This is a genomic window from Halomonas sp. R57-5 (assembly GCF_900070345.1).
Taxonomy (GTDB): domain Bacteria; phylum Pseudomonadota; class Gammaproteobacteria; order Pseudomonadales; family Halomonadaceae; genus Vreelandella; species Vreelandella ventosae_B.
On record NZ_LN813019.1, the window covers coordinates 4,696,085 to 4,711,792 of the forward strand.

The following is a 15,708-nucleotide window of genomic DNA, read 5'->3' on the forward strand; positions in this document are numbered from 1 at the left end:
ACTAAAGTCCATATCGCCGTGATAATAAGAGTCTGTCGTAACACCTACCGACCGCTCTCTCGAACGGCCGGTATTGGTCACAATCAGTCAGTAACATCGACGTCGGTCAAACGCATACGGTTATCTGGGGCGGGCTCAAAATTCTGCACCCGGTCGCGCACGCCATACAGTGCATTGATGCTATAGAGCGGCATTTCCAAGGCGCGATCCTGAGTATACTGGGCGATAGCCTGGAGCAGTTCTTCACGCTCTGCCTGATCAGTAATGCTGCGCTGGGCTTCGAGCATTTCATCTAACTCAGCGTCGCTGTCATAAGGATTCCAGCGTTCGCCAGTGTGGTACATCAGGTAAGCAGTATTGTCGAAGTCAAAGGTCCAGCCGCCCCATTTCTGCTGGAACATCTCACCTGTGCGGCCTGCCGGAATAATGTCGTTAAGTAGCACATTGGTCTCGTAAGGTTGGATCGAAGCGGTAATCCCCACCCCTTGTAGATAAGACGCCACCACCTGGGCCACCTCACCAAAGGTGGCGTCGTTACCGCGAACATCAATCTGTACCGTGGCGCCTTGCTCGACGCCCGCTTCATCCAGCAGTTCGCGAGCCTGCTGCGGATCATACGGCAGGGGCTCCATATCAGGGTCGTTACCGAAGGACTGAGCGCCCTGGAAGCTGGCGATCATTTCGCCCTCGCCAGCCAGGATGGAGTCGATAATCGCCTGGCGATCCACGGCCATAATCATGGCTTTACGCACGCGTTCATCGGCGGTAATACCTGATTGGGTGTTGAAGCGAATCGCTTCCACCGTCGGCGAAGCCACGCTGACGATGCTGGCCCCGTCATGGTTATTGATGGTGTCGATCATGCCAATAGGAATCGTCGGCGGAATGACGATATCTACTCGCCCAGCCTGTAGCTCAGCCACGGCGGTGGATGGCTCAGAGATAAAGCGGTAAGTCACTTCGTCAAGTTTCGGCGCGCCGCCCCAGTGGTCAGCAAAGGCCTCAAGCTGAACGTCTTCGCGAGGATTATATTCCACTACTTTGAAAGGGCCGGTGCCTACCGGATGGGTATTGAAGTGCTCATCACCATGCTCGGTCAGGTACTCCGGTGGCACAATCATCGCCCCGTAGCCTGCTAGCTTAGTGAGCAGTACTGGGTCGGGCTCATTCAGGTGGAAGTCGACTGTATAATCATCGATGACTTCCACGCTTTCAATCGCCGTGTAGTTAGAGCGCTGGGGCCCCTGCCCCCCTTCCTCACCTAATAAGCGATCAAAGGTAAACTTTACCGCTTCAGCATTGAAGGGCTCGCCATTATGGAAGGTGACGCCTTCACGCAGAGTGAAACGGATACGGGTACCATCATCCAGTTCCTCCCACTCGGTTGCTAGACCGGGCACTAGATCTAAATCAGGGCCTCGATAAGTCAAACCATCGAAAATATTGGTGGCAACCGAGGCCCAATTCACCAAAAAAGTGTCGATTGGATCCCAGCTACCGGGATCTTGCGGCGAAGCAACCGTTAGTGAACCTGCTTGAGCGGAGGCAGAGAAGGCAACGCTCAGTGCTATTCCTGCGATTGCGCCATTGAGAACGCGTTTGTTTTTCTTCATGGGATTACTCCTGTTTTTGTATCAGCTGGGAACCAACTATGACGCCAACCGCTCGACACTGCCCTCTTCCTGAGCAACGAAATGACCCGCAGCCMCCTGCACTAAGGGTAGATGTCGGGGCTCGTCTCCCMCTTTGCGGATGGGACTGAGAATATCGCCCTGTAGCAAAGCACGCGCCTGCCGCTGAGTAGGGTCCGCCACGGGCACAGCGCTCAAGAGCTTGCGGGTATAGGAATGCTGAGGTGAATCAAACACCGCTCGGCGCTCGCCTAACTCAACGACTTGGCCAAGGTGCAATACCGCCACGCGATGGCTCATTTTTTCTACTACGGCCATATCGTGGCTAATAAACAAATAGGCTAATCCTTCATCTTGCTGTAACTCCATCAGCAGATGAATGATTTGCGCCTGGATGGAAACATCCAAGGCGGACAACGCCTCATCGGCGATGATTAACTTCGGCTTGGAGGCTAGGGCACGAGCGATACAGATTCTTTGGCGCTGGCCTCCAGAGAACTCGTGGGGGTAACGTTCAGCTTGGTCGGCACTTAGGCCAACGCGCTCCAGCAACTGCTCGACTCGTTGTCGAATGGCCTTCGAACCGTGCAGCAAGCTATGGGTACGGATAGGCTCGGCAATCGAAAAGCCGACGGTCTTGCGTGGATCGAGGGATGCAAACGGGTCTTGAAAAATATACTGCACTTCCTGGCGTAGACGCATTTTCTCTGCTCGCGACATATCCGCCACGGCCTTACCGCCAAAACGTAGCGTGCCACTGGTGCTTTCCTGCAACTGCTGGATGGTGCGCCCGATGGTCGACTTGCCGGAACCCGACTCCCCTACTAGCGCCAGCGTCTCTCCAGGGAAAATAGTAAAGCTGACATTTTCCACCGCATGCACACGATGACTGACACCACCAAAGAACCCTTTGCGAATGTCGAAGCGTGTGACTAAATTTTCTACTTCCACGACAGGAGCGGCATCAGTTCTTGCGGTATCCTGCTTGCGGCTTACACCACGCGTACGCGCAATATCACCTTCCAGTTCGACCAGTGGATCCATACGCGGTAAGTCTTCGCCCTGCATGCTTCCCAGTTTAGGGACTGCCGCCAGCAATGCTTGGGTGTAAGGGTGTTGGGGGCGGGCGAATATCTCCTCCACTGAGGCTTCCTCAACCTTTTCGCCATGGCGCATGACCACCACCTGATCAGCCATTTCGGCCACCACTCCCATATCGTGAGTAATGAAAATGACCGCCATTCCCAGTTCCTGCTGCAGGTCGCGCATGATGGTTAAAATCTGCGCTTGAATGGTGACGTCCAGTGCGGTTGTAGGCTCGTCCGCCACCAGTACCTTAGGCCGACACGCCAGCGCCATGGCGATCATCACCCGTTGTCGCATGCCGCCGGATAACTGGTGAGGGTAGCGTTTTAACAGTGCTTCGGCATCGGCTAACCGAACTAGCTTTAACAGTTTTACCGCTTCAGCGCGTGCCGAAGCCTGGGTGTGCTTTTCATGCAATACCAGCACTTCGGTAATCTGATCGCCAATGGTGTAAACAGGATTCAGCGACGTCATTGGTTCCTGAAAGATCATGGCGATTTCCTTGCCACGTATCTTGCGCATCGCTTTATCGGAAAGCTGGGTAAGATCCAGTGGCTGAGAGCCGTTGGCATCGCGATGAAACATTATCGAGCCACTGGTAATCTCGGCGTTCATGTACTCTACCAAGCGCATGATAGCCAGAGAAGTCACCGATTTTCCCGAGCCAGATTCACCAACGATCGCCGTTGTTTTACCTGGATAAACGTCAAAACTCAGATTTCTAACAACCGGATTGGAGCCAAAATTAACGCTCAAGGAGCGAACCGATAGCGCTGGTACCGTTGTCACAAGATGTATTGCCCCCTGCACCTAGATAGCGTTTTTGTGGATAGAATAGCGTTTATATAGATCGGACACTCAATACCGACTGCTTTTGAAACCACCGGCAAGCTTCGAGCCTTCATACAACGTTAGTCGTGTATACAGGCCACTTCAAACTACTCATCTTGTTAAACTTTTGTCAACACATCATTATTAAGTGCCCACTAATCCACCTACGCTTAAAAACGCTGCTAACCGCTGAGGAAGACGCTTAGCGCACAAAAAAGCTCCCACGAGGAGAGCTTTTGGTACCGTTGATGTTGATTAGCACTACTTATTTTAACATCACCCCACCCGGTGCTGCTTAAGCACGGTGAGGCTTCTCTCTTCTTCACTTTGCGGTTGGGAAGGCGCTTGGCGGGTACCGGCCAGCACGTACCACTCCGCCTCACTCAGATAACTTTCGCACCAGCGGCCAAGGGCGACGGCGCTCTCTTCGCGGCTAGAGTCGCCGCAGCGGTAGTCGTTAGCCAGATGGAGGAGATCTTGACGGGCGGTACGCGCACGGGCGTTGCCACCGTGTACTTTTACCAGCGGGCAGCGTCGGTCGTAGGCGGCGTTGGTTAACGCATTAAGCCAACGCTCCAGTTCATGTGCCTGAATTCCACCATACACTGCCACGCTTGAGCTCCCTGCCCCGTTGAAAGGGCAATAGCCTGCCCGATTTAGGGGCCGCTGTCACGGTTAACCTTTACCCTTGTGTAGATGCTGTTCCAGACCTTGTTAAAGGGCCTGCTCAAAACCTTGTAACACGTTGACTACATTGACACCTATTTCATCTACCGCATAGCCCCCTTCCATCAGAAATACGCTGGGTAAGCCTGCTTGGGCCAGGCGTTCACCTAAAACGGTGAAATCTGCGCTGGTAAAGGKGAAGGCACTGATCGGATCATCCTCAAAAATATCGACCCCTAGCGATACAATCAGTAACTCGCACTCTGCCGCGTTAATCTGCGCCAATGCTTGATCCAATGTCGCCATCCAAGTGGTAACGCTGGTGCCCGGCGGTAACGGGTAGTTAACGTTAAAGCCCTTACCTTTACCCTCGCCGTTTTCATCAGCGTAGCCCAAATAGTAAGGAAAAGTGACCTCGGGGTCGCCGTGTAACGAAATGAACAGCACATCGTCGCGGCCGTAGAATATCTGCTGGGTGCCGTTGCCGTGGTGGAAATCGACGTCAAGAATCGCCACTCGGCGCTTGCCTGTATCTAAGGCTCGCTGGGCGGCAATGGCGGCATTATTGAAGAAGCAGTAACCGCCAAACTGATCATAGGCAGCGTGGTGGCCCGGCGGCCGACACAGTCCAAAACTGGGTTTACCCGTTTGCAGCGTATGTTCTACCGCGCCTAACGCCACATCCTTGCTCGCCATGGCAGCTTCAAAGGTGCCTTCTGAGATCGAGGTTTCCGCCGCCAAAGCGTAGTAGCCTAACTGGCCGCCGATGGAGCGCGGGATGCGGTCACTACGCATGCTTCGCGCAGGCCAAATATTGGGAATTGCCTCACCCTCATGCCCGGCGGCGCCCCACGCTTGCCAGCAGTTGGCTAAAAACGACACGTAGTCTTTGTCGTGCACCGCCAGTACCGGTGCTAACCCATAAGCGCTAGGGGAATGGATCTCGCCAAGCCCGGACTGACGAAGATGCTTCAGCACTAGATCAAGGCGTTCAGGACACTCAAACGGGGTCACCAGCGCGCCGTCATGTAACTCCGTGCGCGCTTGGCGCAAACGGCTATCCTCTGAGTAAAATGTCAGCATTGCGGCTCCTTAATCGGCCTCTAACTGGATAGGCCACTGCTTGGCCCAGCGACGTTTTTGGCTGGCTGTTTGTTGCTTCAACTGGTATTCAGCACGGCTTGCAGCGGCGCGATCATTAAAAGGTTCGGCACCCAGTAGCGCAACGGGCGGATTCGCACGGGTATAACGCGCCCCTTTGCCGGTGCAGTGTGCTTGATAGCGCTTCGCCAGATTATTGGTAATGCCCGTATAGGTACCGCGCTGGCACTCCAGCAAATAGAGATACCACTGTGGTTCGGTATTCAGCGGCTGGGTCATACGCCTATCCACCGCAACAACGCTTTAATTTACGCCCACTACCACATAAGCACGGATCGTTTCGGCCGGGCTTTAAGCGGCTAAGCGTGGGTGTCCCATCAATATACCACCAGCGCTGCTGCTCTTTAACAAAGCGAGATACCTCTTCTAACACATGCCAGCGTTTTTTTGCCCCGCCCTGTTCACGCCCGCGTTCATAAAAACAGGCTTTAAAATGGACATAACCGGTATCTTCGCGCGGCGGTTCTGCGGCAACAATAGAGAGGGACTTCCACTCGGCTTCAGGGTCAGGCGTAAGCTCTCCAGGCCGAGTGGAGGGGTGCCATGTTGCCAACAGGTAATCGGTAAGCCCTAACACAAAGGCCGCATAGCGCGAGCGCATCAAGGCTTCAGGCGTAGGCGCAAGTTCGCCTTGATGATAACGGCCGCAGCATTGTTCAAGCGTTAAATGGCTGCCACAGGGGCAACTTAGATCAGTCGTAGGGGTCATAAACCAGCTCGTTAGTCACATCTTTTATAGCCTAACCGATACGTCCTATGCGCGTCGCCCGGCGTGTATGACTATTGTTTCGATATTTGTGCGGTGTTAGGTATATAGTGGTAGGGCAATACATTCAGACGATGGGGTACGAATCACGATCGATCATTCTTTCCAAAATTTTTGGAGGTTCTCCTATGAAGGTCTTTAAACCGGAATGGCAGTGCACGTTTAGCGTAAACGAAGGCGCGGAAGAATCAGCAACTTGGAAAGAGAAAATCGCGTGGCGACTCAGGGGAGTTGCGGATCGGCTGGAAGGTGGCGGGCGCACGGTAAAAATCGATTACCGAGTGACGCCAGCGGTTAGCCAACAGGAAGTCGACACTTGCTTAGGCAAGGGCTTCGAAGTAACTCAACGCCTGCTAACGCAGTTAGCCCAACAGCAGGCGTGCGAAGATGTGATGCGCCATGCCAAAGCTGAGCTGTTCGAACAACACCCTCAGCACTGAAAGAGCGACATGGTATGAAAGCACTACAAAAAATCCCACCCCATTAACCGGGTGGGATTTTTTTGGGGCAGTTATTAGCTAGTTAGACAGTCTTCTCTAACGCTCTACCCATCTTCGTTAGAAAACCCTCGCACGCTTCAAGCTGCTCAATATCAATATATTCATCGGGTTGGTGTGCCTGGGCAATACTGCCGGGGCCAAGAATAATGGTTTGCAGGCCCTGCCCCTGGAACTGCCCGGCCTCGGTGGCATAGGCCACCGCGTGGTCGCAGCACCCTGCGGGCAAATGATCTTTGGCCAGGCGCAGCACCTGATCATTATCGAGATCTGCTAGCCCCGGCACGGTAACGTTAAGGGGCTCGGTGATGATTTCAACGTGCTTGCCTTTGGCCTGCAGCTCAGCGCTTAGCTGGGCGCAATAGGCCTCAAAGCGCGCGTATATTTCGTCGAAGGTGTCCGTGGGCAGATGGCGAATCTCCCACTCGAACTGGCACTCCCGGGCCATAATATTGATCGCCGTACCACCTTTGATTTTACCGACGTGCAGGCTGGTGTGCGGCACGTTAAAGGCTTCATCAACGCGGCCCTCTTCTACCAGCGCCGCCATGATGTCCTCTATAAAGGTGACTAGCCTTGCCGCCACATGAATCGCCGAGGTGCCCTGATTAACCTGACTGCTGTGGGCTTCGCGGCCAATCACCGTGGTGCGTAAATTGGTTGCGCCTTTCTGCGCCACCACCGGCTGCATGCTAGTGGGCTCGCCGACAATCACATGGGCGGTGGTGGAGTAGTGCTCGTAGAAGCGCTTAATCAGGCTCGGMGCACCCACGCAGCCAATCTCTTCGTCATAGGAGAAACCCAGATAAATCGGCTGCTGCAGAGGCGCTTTCGTCCAAGKGGGCACCATCGACAATACGCAGGCGATAAAGCCTTTCATATCGCAGGTACCGCGCCCGTATAAGCGGCCATCGCCACCATCGCGCAGGGTGAACGGGTCGCTCGACCAGGGCTGACCCGCCACCGGCACCACATCGGTATGCCCGGAAAGCATCACACCGCCCGGCGCCTCTGGGCCAATTCTTGCGATCAGGTTGGCTTTGGTACCGCAGGGGCTCATCACCCGCTCGGCGCTAACGCCATACTCTGCCAAATAGCCTTCCACATACTCAATCAGCGCCAGATTGGATTCACTGGAAGTGGTATCGAATGACACCAGCTTCATCAGTAAAGTGGTCACGTCAGTCATACTGCTCTCGTTAGTTGGACTCTTCCTATCACACTATCACCGCCCTCTTCCTTTTCCTACTCAGTAGGCCTGCTGGCAGCGCAATGTTGACTGTCACGGCAGGTTCATCGTGCATTCACTAAAACGTCATCTACACTTCTTACTGTTCAGTGCATCTAAAAATCTCAACAAACGCATTGCACGCCTGACTAAGTTCAGGCCCATAAGGAGCTTGTTATGTCTCGTTTCACACTGCACGCGCTTGCCGTAGGGGKGGCGACGGCCAGCCTAAGCCTGTCTGCTCAGGCGGCAACAGAGATTAGCTGGTGGCACGCCATGGGCGGCCAACTGGGCGAAATTCTCGAAGAGATGACCCAAGACTTCAACGAGTCTCAGGACGACTACCACGTTACCCCCAGCTATCGCGGCACCTATMCCGAAACGATGACCGGCGCGATCGCCGCCTTCCGTGCCAATGAGCAGCCGCATATCCTGCAGGTGTTTGAAGTCGGCACTGGCACCATGATGAACGCCAAAGGCGCCATCTACCCAGTGTACGAGCTGATGGAAGAGCATGGCCGCGCTTTCGATAAAGAAGCCTTCCTGCCCGCCGTCGTGGGTTATTACACCGACACCAACGGCAATATGCTTTCTTTCCCGTTTAACTCCTCTACGCCAATCATGTACTACAACAGGGATATGTTTGAAGAAGCGGGCCTGGACCCCGAGCAGCCCCCACAAACATGGGACGAAGTGGCCGATTTTTCACGCCAAATCGTCGACTCTGGTGCGGCCAGCTGTGGCTTTACCACCTCCTGGCCTAGCTGGGTCATGCTGGAAAACTTCTCCGCTTGGCATAACGTGCCGTTAGGTACGCTGGAAAACGGCTTTGGCGGTATGGAAACCGAGTTCACCTTCAACAATGAGCTAGTCGCTCGCCACTGGGACAACCTCCACGACTGGCAGGAAGAAGGTGTCTTTAAATGGGGTGGCCCCGGGTCCGGCCCCGACTCTGAGCCGATGTTCTACTCCCAGGACTGCGCGATTTTCTTCGGCTCTTCTGCTTCACGTGCGGATGTCGCCGCCAATTCAGAATTTGAAGTTGGCTTTGGCATGCAGCCCTACTACGACGACGTAGATGGCGCACCGCAAAACTCGATTATCGGTGGCGCCACCCTGTGGGCACTGCAGGGCCATAGCGACGAAGAGTACGAAGCCGTTGCAGCGTTCTTTGAGTACCTCTCCCAGCCCGAAGTACAGGCGCAGTGGCATCAGCAAACCGGCTACCTGCCCATCACTCAGGCCGCTTGGGATCTGAGCAAAGAGCAGGGCTACTACGAAGAGAATCCAGGCGCGGATATTTCGCTGAAACAGATGACGCTCAACGAGCCGACCGAGAACTCCAAAGGCCTACGCTTTGGTAACTTCGTGCAGATTCGCGACATCATCTCCGAAGAGATGGAAGCGGTGATGACCGGTGACAAATCGGGTCAGGAAGCAGCGGATGAAGCAGTAGCACGCGGCAATGATCTGCTCCGTGATTTTGAAGCTGCCAACCAGTAAATAAGCACTCACTTCGCCGCCTACCCTTCTGGGTAGGCGGCGATTTCGTTTGTTGATGCTTATTTTTGCTAACAATTTGCAGAGCTGCCCATGCAAACCAAACGCATGACCTACCCTGGTCGCTTTTTGCCCTACGCGCTGCTGGCGCCCCAGGTGATTGTGACACTGATTTTCTTTATCTGGCCTGCGGGCCAGGCGCTGTATCAGTCGCTACTGCGCGAAGACGCCTTTGGGCTGCGCTCAACGTTTGTGGGTCTTGAGAACTTTGCCCGTCTATTTCGTGACGGCAGTTATGTCAATTCGCTATCGGTGACGGTGGTATTCGCCTTGGGCACTACCCTGCTATCGATGACAGTGGCGCTTTTATTGGCCAGTACCGTCAACCGGATGATTCGCTCACGCAGCACCTACACCACGCTACTGGTGTGGCCCTACGCCATCGCCCCCGCGCTTGCGGGCGTGTTGTGGTGGTTTATCTTCAACCCCTCTATCGGCATTGTGCCCTATATGCTGGAAATGGTGGGTTACCAGTGGAACCACCGTAACTCAGGCAGTGACGCCATGCTGCTGGTGATTTTTGCCGCCGCCTGGAAGCAGATATCCTATAACTTTTTGTTTTTCCTGGCGGGCTTACAGTCAATCCCGCAATCGCTGATTGAAGCCGCCTCCATTGACGGCGCCAGCCCGACTAAGCGCTTCTGGACGATTATTTTCCCGCTGCTCACGCCGACCACTTTCTTCTTGCTGGTGGTTAATGTGGTGTATGCCATGTTCGACACCTTCGCGATCATTCACGCCACCACCGCAGGCGGCCCAGCTCAGGCGACCAATATTTTAGTGTACAAGGTCTACGCCGATGGTTTTGTGGGCCTCAACCTCGGTTCCTCGGCAGCTCAGTCGGTGATTCTGATGGTGATTGTGGTGGCATTAACGATGATTCAATTCCGCTTTATTGAGCGCCGAGTCAATTACTAAGCCTTAGGGAGAACGTTAATGGTTGAAAACCGCCCTTGGGCTAACCTGATAGCCCATATTGTTTTGATCTCTGGTGTCGCGCTGGTGGTTTTTCCGGTGTATGTCGCGATCATCGCCTCTACCCACTCCCTGTCGGGTTTGCTGCAGGGTACGCTGCCACTGCTCCCCGGTGGCCACGGGATCGAAAACTACACGCGCATGTGGCAGTCGGGCGTCTCCAATGCCGGCGCACCACCCGCCGCCTTAATGCTCTGGAACAGTTTTATCATGGCCATGGCGATCACGGTGGGTAAGCTGTCTATTTCGCTGCTTTCCGCCTTTGCCATCGTCTACTTCCGTTTCCGCTTTCGGATGTTCTTCTTCTGGGTGATCTTTGTCACGTTGATGCTGCCCGTAGAAGTGCGCATTATTCCGACTTTTCAGGTCGTTGCGGATCTTAAAATGCTCAATAGCTTTGCCGGGCTATCGATCCCGCTGATTGCCTCGGCTACCGCAACCTTCTTGTTCCGCCAGTTCTTTATGACCATTCCCGAAGAGATGCTCGAAGCCGCCCGGGTCGATGGCGCCGGGCCACTGAAGTTTTTTAAAGACATTTTAATGCCGCTGTCGGTGACCAATATCGCCGCGCTGTTTGTGATCATGTTTATCTACGGCTGGAACCAGTACCTCTGGCCGTTAATTATCACTACCGACCCTGATTATTACACCATCGTAATGGGCATTCAGCGCATGACCTCGGAAGAGAACCCACAGTGGCAACTGGTGATGGCCGCGGTGGTCATGGCAGCGCTGCCGCCAGTGTTAGTGATTCTGTTTATGCAACGCCTATTTGTGAAAGGCCTGACCGAGACGGAGAAATAAGATGGCCAGCATTACCTTGGAAGGGCTAAAGAAAACCTATAGCGGCGATGTTCATGCCGTCAAAGGCATCGACTTACAGATTGAAGATGGCGAGTTTGTGGTGCTGGTGGGGCCTTCCGGCTGCGGCAAATCTACCCTACTGCGCATGGTGGCGGGGCTTGAAACCATTACCGAAGGCACGCTCAAAATCGGTGACCGGGTGGTCAATAAGCTAGAGCCCGCCGAGCGCGATATCGCCATGGTGTTCCAGAACTACGCGCTCTACCCGCATATGACGGTGTACAACAACCTAGCTTACGGCCTCAAGAACCGCGGGTTTAACAAAGAAGACATTGAAAAGCGCGTGCGAATTGCCGCCAAAATGCTCGAGATCGAAGAGTTTCTGGAGCGCAAACCGCGCAAGCTCTCTGGTGGTCAGCGCCAGCGCGTCGCCATGGGCCGCGCGTTGGTGCGCGACCCGGCAGCCTTTCTATTCGATGAGCCGCTTTCCAACCTGGATGCCAAGCTGCGCGTGCAGATGCGCGTGGAGATCAAACAGCTGCAGCGGCGCCTGAAGACTACCAGCCTGTATGTGACCCACGACCAGCTGGAAGCTATGACACTGGGTGACCGTTTAGTGGTTCTTAACGCCGGGCAGATTGAGCAAGTGGGCACACCCATGGAAATCTACGCCCGCCCCGCCAGCATGTTTGTCGCCGGGTTTATCGGCTCCCCCGCTATGAACATGCTGCCGGTGGATTACTTGAACGAACAAGGCGCCAACGGCCTGCTGGACAACCTGCCCGACGGCACCGATGTCGTCGGCATTCGCCCGGATGATATGCACTTAGCCCCGCCTGCCGCGCCTCACCTAATTGTCGATTCAACGCTGGCGCTGTTTGAAGCCGCGGGGGCCGAAAGCCACCTATATGTGACCCTCGCCGATAGCGACCAGCCTACAGTCATCCGCGTTTCAGGGCAGCCGCCCGTTGCCGAAGGCGAAACCCTGCGATTTTTTGTGACCCGCGACGCCCTGCATCCTTTCAACAGCGCCACGGGAAAACGCACCGGGGATTGAATACCTATCCCCCGAAAGACAAAACAAGAAAAACAAGTCAACGGAGAAACCATGCGCTACGTTTGAGATAAAGCTTACGGATCTCCCTTGATGAGTACTGAACCTTCATACGTCGATGACCTGTATCGTGAGCACTCCCGGCGCGTGCAGGCGACGCTGATACGCCTGCTGGGGGATTTTGAACTAGCCGAAGAAGCCATACAGGATGCCTTTGTGGCGGCGGTTCAACAGTGGCCGGTTAACGGCAAACCTGACAACCCCACGGCATGGCTAATTCGCACCGGCTACCACTGCGGAATAGACCAAATTCGCCAACGCAGTACTGCTCGCCGTCGGGCTCACTTGCTATTACCCACAGATGAAGCGCTGGATCTTGAGCCCACCACCATCGAAGATGACGCCTTGCGGCTGCTATTCACCTGCTGCCACCCAAGTTTGAGCATGGAAGCACGGATTGCCCTGACGCTTCGCGAGATGTGCGGTTTGACCACTGAGCAAGTAGCCAGCGCGCTACTGATGAAGCCTACGACGCTGGCACAGCGTATCGTACGAGCCAAACGCAAAATTCGCGATGCGCATATCCCTTATGCAGTCCCTACCCAGAAAGAACTGCCCGAGCGCCTACCCGATGTGCTCCAAGTCATCTATCTGGTCTTCAACGAAGGCTACTCACGCAGCACGGGCGCCAGCGTGGTCGATATCAGCCTGACCCAAGAAGCCATGCGGCTGGGCAATGAGCTGGCACAGTTACTACCCAAGGGTGAGGTATTTGGGCTGATGGCCTTGATGCTGCTTAACGATGCCCGCCGGGATGCGCGCCAGGATAACGACGGAGAACTGGTAACCCTGGATGCTCAAGACAGACGCCTATGGCGCCAAGAGGATATCCAGACCGGCATTGCATGGCTGGAACAGGCGCTGGCGCTCACCCCCGCCGGGTACTACACCCTGCAGGCGTCGATTGCCGCCGTACACGCCCAGGCTAGCCACGCCGAGCAAACAGACTGGGGGCGCATCGTCAGGCTCTACGATGCTCTCTGCCGACGCTTTCCATCCCCCATCCTGGCGCTGAATCGTGCGGTCGCCATTGCCATGAACGGTGCCCCCGACACCGGCCTGAAGTTACTCGATGACATCGCTCATCACCCGCAAATCAGCCGCTATCATCTGTTCTATGCCGCTAAAGCGGATTTACTGCGGCGCCAAGGTCAGCATGAGGCCGCGCGCAGTGCCTATCACCAGGCGCTGCAATTGGCCACCCTGACGCCCGAAAAACGCTTTTTGCTAAAGCGGTTAAACGAACTAGAGCCAGCTCCATAAACATTCATTAGCCCCGCATAGAGATCGACATATCGCCATAGATATTTGCCTGAACCGCCGGGCGCCGCAGGTACTCATGGGGAAATCCTAGAGGCACTGCGCTGACCTCGTCGAGCCGTGCCAATTGGTCACCTGTCAGTTCCAGTTCGAGTGCGGCCAGATTGGCTTCAAGCTGACTTATCGATCGCGCTCCAATGAGCGGTGCAGCCATACCAGGACGGGTGAGCAGCCATGCTAAAGCCACCGTGGCAGGTGATGTATTTTGTTCCGTAGCGACCTGTTTCACTTCGTCAATAATGCGAAAGCTGCGTTCGGGGACGGGCCCCGCCTCGGTCACGATGGCGGCACGGCTGCCGCTGACCACGTTTTCGGGTGCGAGTTCGGCACGCTTGTACTTCCCCGTCAGCAGTCCACTCGCCAGCGGTGACCAGGGTATGATACCCATCCCCATTTCACGCGCCATCGGAACCAAGTCACCTTCCACGCTGCGCTCAATCAGATTGTATTCCAGCTGCATTGCAACCATTGGCGACCAGCCCCGGAGATCGGCGATAGCCTGCATCCGTGAAGCCTGCCAAGCAGGGATATCCGACAGCCCCAGATAAACGACCTTTCCTGCTGCCACCAAATCATCCATGGCGCGCAGAATCTCTTCCACGGGAGTGGTGAAATCCCAGGCGTGCAGATACAGCAGGTCGATATAGTCGCTGCCCAGGCGCGTCAGGCTGTCTTCTACCGAACGAACCATACTACGTCGACTGTTGCCTCCAGAGTTGGGGTCATCACTGTGCATCGGCAAGGTGTATTTTGTGGCAATGACCAGGCGATCCCGTTTCCCCTGGGCGAAACGGCCGACAAAGGACTCGGAAGTGCCATCCGTATAGTAATTCGCCGTATCAATGAAGTTGCCGCCATGATCGACGTAGCGATCAAAGAGCGCGCGGGAGGTCGACTCGTCGGCGCCGAAGCTCCATTCCGTGCCGAAAGTCATGGTGCCTAGCGCCATCGGCGATATTTTCAGGCCCGAACGGCCCAGCAAGCGGTAGTGGTCGAGCTGCATGGGATTCTCCCTAAGCTGTTGGTTTCCGCAATGGTAGGCTTGTTCTTAAACTGACAGAATACACCGATATATTCATGGACTATGAAGCTGAAATGAACAATGAAAGGTAGCGATGTGGCGGAATTGGGTGCCTTCGTGGCAATCGTTGAACATGGCAATTTCGCACGAGCGGCGGGATGGCTCGGTGTTTCGCCCTCGGCACTCAGTCAGACGATCCAGCGGTTAGAGGCACGCTTAGGACAGCGCCTTTTGAACCGAACCACCCGAACCACGCGGCCAACGGAGGCGGGCCAACAGTTGTATGAGCGAGTTCGGCCCGCTCTGAAGGAGATTTCAGCGGCTCAAGCGCAGTTGCTGGAGCAACAGGACGAGCTTGGCGGACGGTTGCGGATCAATGCGTCACGCGCTGGGGCTGCTTATGCGCTGGCACCACATCTGGCTAGCTTTGCCGAGACTTACCCTGGAATTGAAGTCGAAATCGTCATCTCTGATCGTTTAGAAAATGTGGTGGCTAGTGAGTGTGATGCCGGGCTGCGGCTCGGTGAGAGCCTGGAACAGGATATGGKGGGRGTGCCAATGAGCGAGCCGCTACGTTGGATTGCGGTGGCATCGCCGCTCTATCTGGCTCGGGCGGGGACACCGGAGCATCCCGCTGCTTTGAAGGAACACACCTGTATCAATATGCGCTGGCCCAGCGGAGGACACCTATTCCATTGGGAATTCGAGCGCGAAGGTCAGTCCGTTCGGGTGGCTGTGACCGGCCCGCTGTGTACCAACGATGTGGCAACGCGACTGCGTGCGGTCAAGGATGGACTTGGTATTGGTTATTTCCTTGAGCCGGAGGTGAGGGGCTTGCTATCGGCCGGCGATGCCGTTGAGGTGCTGGCGTCTTGGTGTCCAAGGGAGCCAGGGTTCTACCTCTACTACCCAGGCAACCGACTGGTCACTCCGCAACTTCGGGCGTTCCTCGATCATGTCATGGCGTGCAGTCGGAAAGTCGTTGCTACGTAATAAGATCATTTAACCTGCATCCGATGGCAGAAGGAAATCAACCAGATATTCCGAT

15 protein-coding genes are annotated in these 15,708 nt (G+C 55.2%); 7 read left to right on the top strand and 8 right to left on the bottom strand.

The genetic code is table 11. The annotated features are described in order from the left end of the window. Positions 1–83: 83 nt before the first annotated feature. The 6 genes from HALO_RS21415 to HALO_RS21440 all read right to left on the bottom strand — a co-directional run bounded on the left by HALO_RS21415 (position 84) and on the right by HALO_RS21440 (position 6,084). Positions 84–1,613 carry an ABC transporter substrate-binding protein gene (locus HALO_RS21415; protein WP_035582803.1) on the bottom strand — a complete coding sequence of 510 codons (1,530 nt, stop codon included), beginning with the start codon at positions 1,611–1,613 and terminating at the stop codon, positions 84–86. A gap of 36 nt (positions 1,614–1,649) precedes the next feature. Continuing rightward, positions 1,650–3,506: an ABC transporter ATP-binding protein gene (locus HALO_RS21420; protein ID WP_050714001.1), complete on the bottom strand. Its 1,857-nt coding sequence runs from the start codon at positions 3,504–3,506 to the stop codon at positions 1,650–1,652. A 318-nt stretch (positions 3,507–3,824) separates the two neighbouring features. After that, positions 3,825–4,160 (bottom strand): hypothetical protein, encoded by a 336-nt coding sequence (locus HALO_RS21425; protein ID WP_035582799.1) that lies wholly within the window; start codon positions 4,158–4,160, stop codon positions 3,825–3,827. Between the two features lie 102 nt (positions 4,161–4,262). Next, positions 4,263–5,297 (bottom strand): histone deacetylase family protein, encoded by a 1,035-nt coding sequence (locus HALO_RS21430; protein ID WP_050714002.1) that lies wholly within the window; start codon positions 5,295–5,297, stop codon positions 4,263–4,265. 9 nt (positions 5,298–5,306) lie between these two features. Then, positions 5,307–5,594, bottom strand: a complete 288-nt coding sequence (locus tag HALO_RS21435; RefSeq protein ID WP_035539369.1) for a GIY-YIG nuclease family protein — start codon at positions 5,592–5,594, stop codon at positions 5,307–5,309. A 4-nt stretch (positions 5,595–5,598) separates the two neighbouring features. Then, complete coding sequence (locus HALO_RS21440) at positions 5,599–6,084, bottom strand: YchJ family protein (protein ID WP_035582795.1); 486 nt, start codon at positions 6,082–6,084, stop codon at positions 5,599–5,601. A gap of 185 nt (positions 6,085–6,269) precedes the next feature. Here HALO_RS21440 and HALO_RS21445 point away from each other — a divergent pair, with 185 nt between their 5' ends. After that, positions 6,270–6,581 carry a hypothetical protein gene (locus HALO_RS21445; RefSeq protein ID WP_022520780.1) on the top strand — a complete coding sequence of 104 codons (312 nt, stop codon included), beginning with the start codon at positions 6,270–6,272 and terminating at the stop codon, positions 6,579–6,581. Positions 6,582–6,663: 82 nt separating this feature from the next. Here HALO_RS21445 and argE read toward each other — a convergent pair whose 3' ends face one another. After that, positions 6,664–7,827, bottom strand: a complete 1,164-nt coding sequence (argE, locus tag HALO_RS21450; RefSeq protein ID WP_050714003.1) for an acetylornithine deacetylase — start codon at positions 7,825–7,827, stop codon at positions 6,664–6,666. Positions 7,828–8,043: 216 nt separating this feature from the next. Here argE and ugpB point away from each other — a divergent pair, with 216 nt between their 5' ends. The 5 genes from ugpB (at position 8,044) to HALO_RS21475 (ending at position 13,582) form a co-directional block, all read left to right on the top strand. Continuing rightward, complete coding sequence (gene ugpB / locus HALO_RS21455) at positions 8,044–9,369, top strand: sn-glycerol-3-phosphate ABC transporter substrate-binding protein UgpB (protein WP_050714004.1); 1,326 nt, start codon at positions 8,044–8,046, stop codon at positions 9,367–9,369. Positions 9,370–9,459: 90 nt separating this feature from the next. Next, entirely contained in the window at positions 9,460–10,344 is an 885-nt protein-coding gene (gene ugpA / locus HALO_RS21460) for a sn-glycerol-3-phosphate ABC transporter permease UgpA (RefSeq protein WP_035582789.1), read from the top strand. 18 nt (positions 10,345–10,362) lie between these two features. Then, a complete protein-coding gene (gene ugpE / locus HALO_RS21465) occupies positions 10,363–11,205 on the top strand; it encodes a sn-glycerol-3-phosphate ABC transporter permease UgpE (RefSeq protein WP_022520784.1) in 843 nt (280 codons plus the stop codon). Position 11,206: 1 nt separating this feature from the next. Next, positions 11,207–12,262 (top strand): sn-glycerol-3-phosphate import ATP-binding protein UgpC, encoded by a 1,056-nt coding sequence (locus HALO_RS21470; protein WP_035582787.1) that lies wholly within the window; start codon positions 11,207–11,209, stop codon positions 12,260–12,262. Between the two features lie 90 nt (positions 12,263–12,352). Further along, entirely contained in the window at positions 12,353–13,582 is a 1,230-nt protein-coding gene (locus HALO_RS21475) for an RNA polymerase sigma factor (RefSeq protein ID WP_035582785.1), read from the top strand. Positions 13,583–13,589: 7 nt separating this feature from the next. On the opposite strand, the gene HALO_RS21480 is transcribed toward HALO_RS21475, so the two are convergent. Continuing rightward, positions 13,590–14,642, bottom strand: coding sequence for an aldo/keto reductase (locus HALO_RS21480; RefSeq protein ID WP_035582783.1), 1,053 nt, complete (start codon positions 14,640–14,642; stop codon positions 13,590–13,592). Between the two features lie 99 nt (positions 14,643–14,741). On the opposite strand from HALO_RS21480, the gene HALO_RS21485 reads away from it, so the two are divergent. Next, positions 14,742–15,653: a LysR family transcriptional regulator gene (locus HALO_RS21485; RefSeq protein ID WP_050714005.1), complete on the top strand. Its 912-nt coding sequence runs from the start codon at positions 14,742–14,744 to the stop codon at positions 15,651–15,653. The last annotated feature ends 55 nt before the right edge of the window (positions 15,654–15,708 follow it).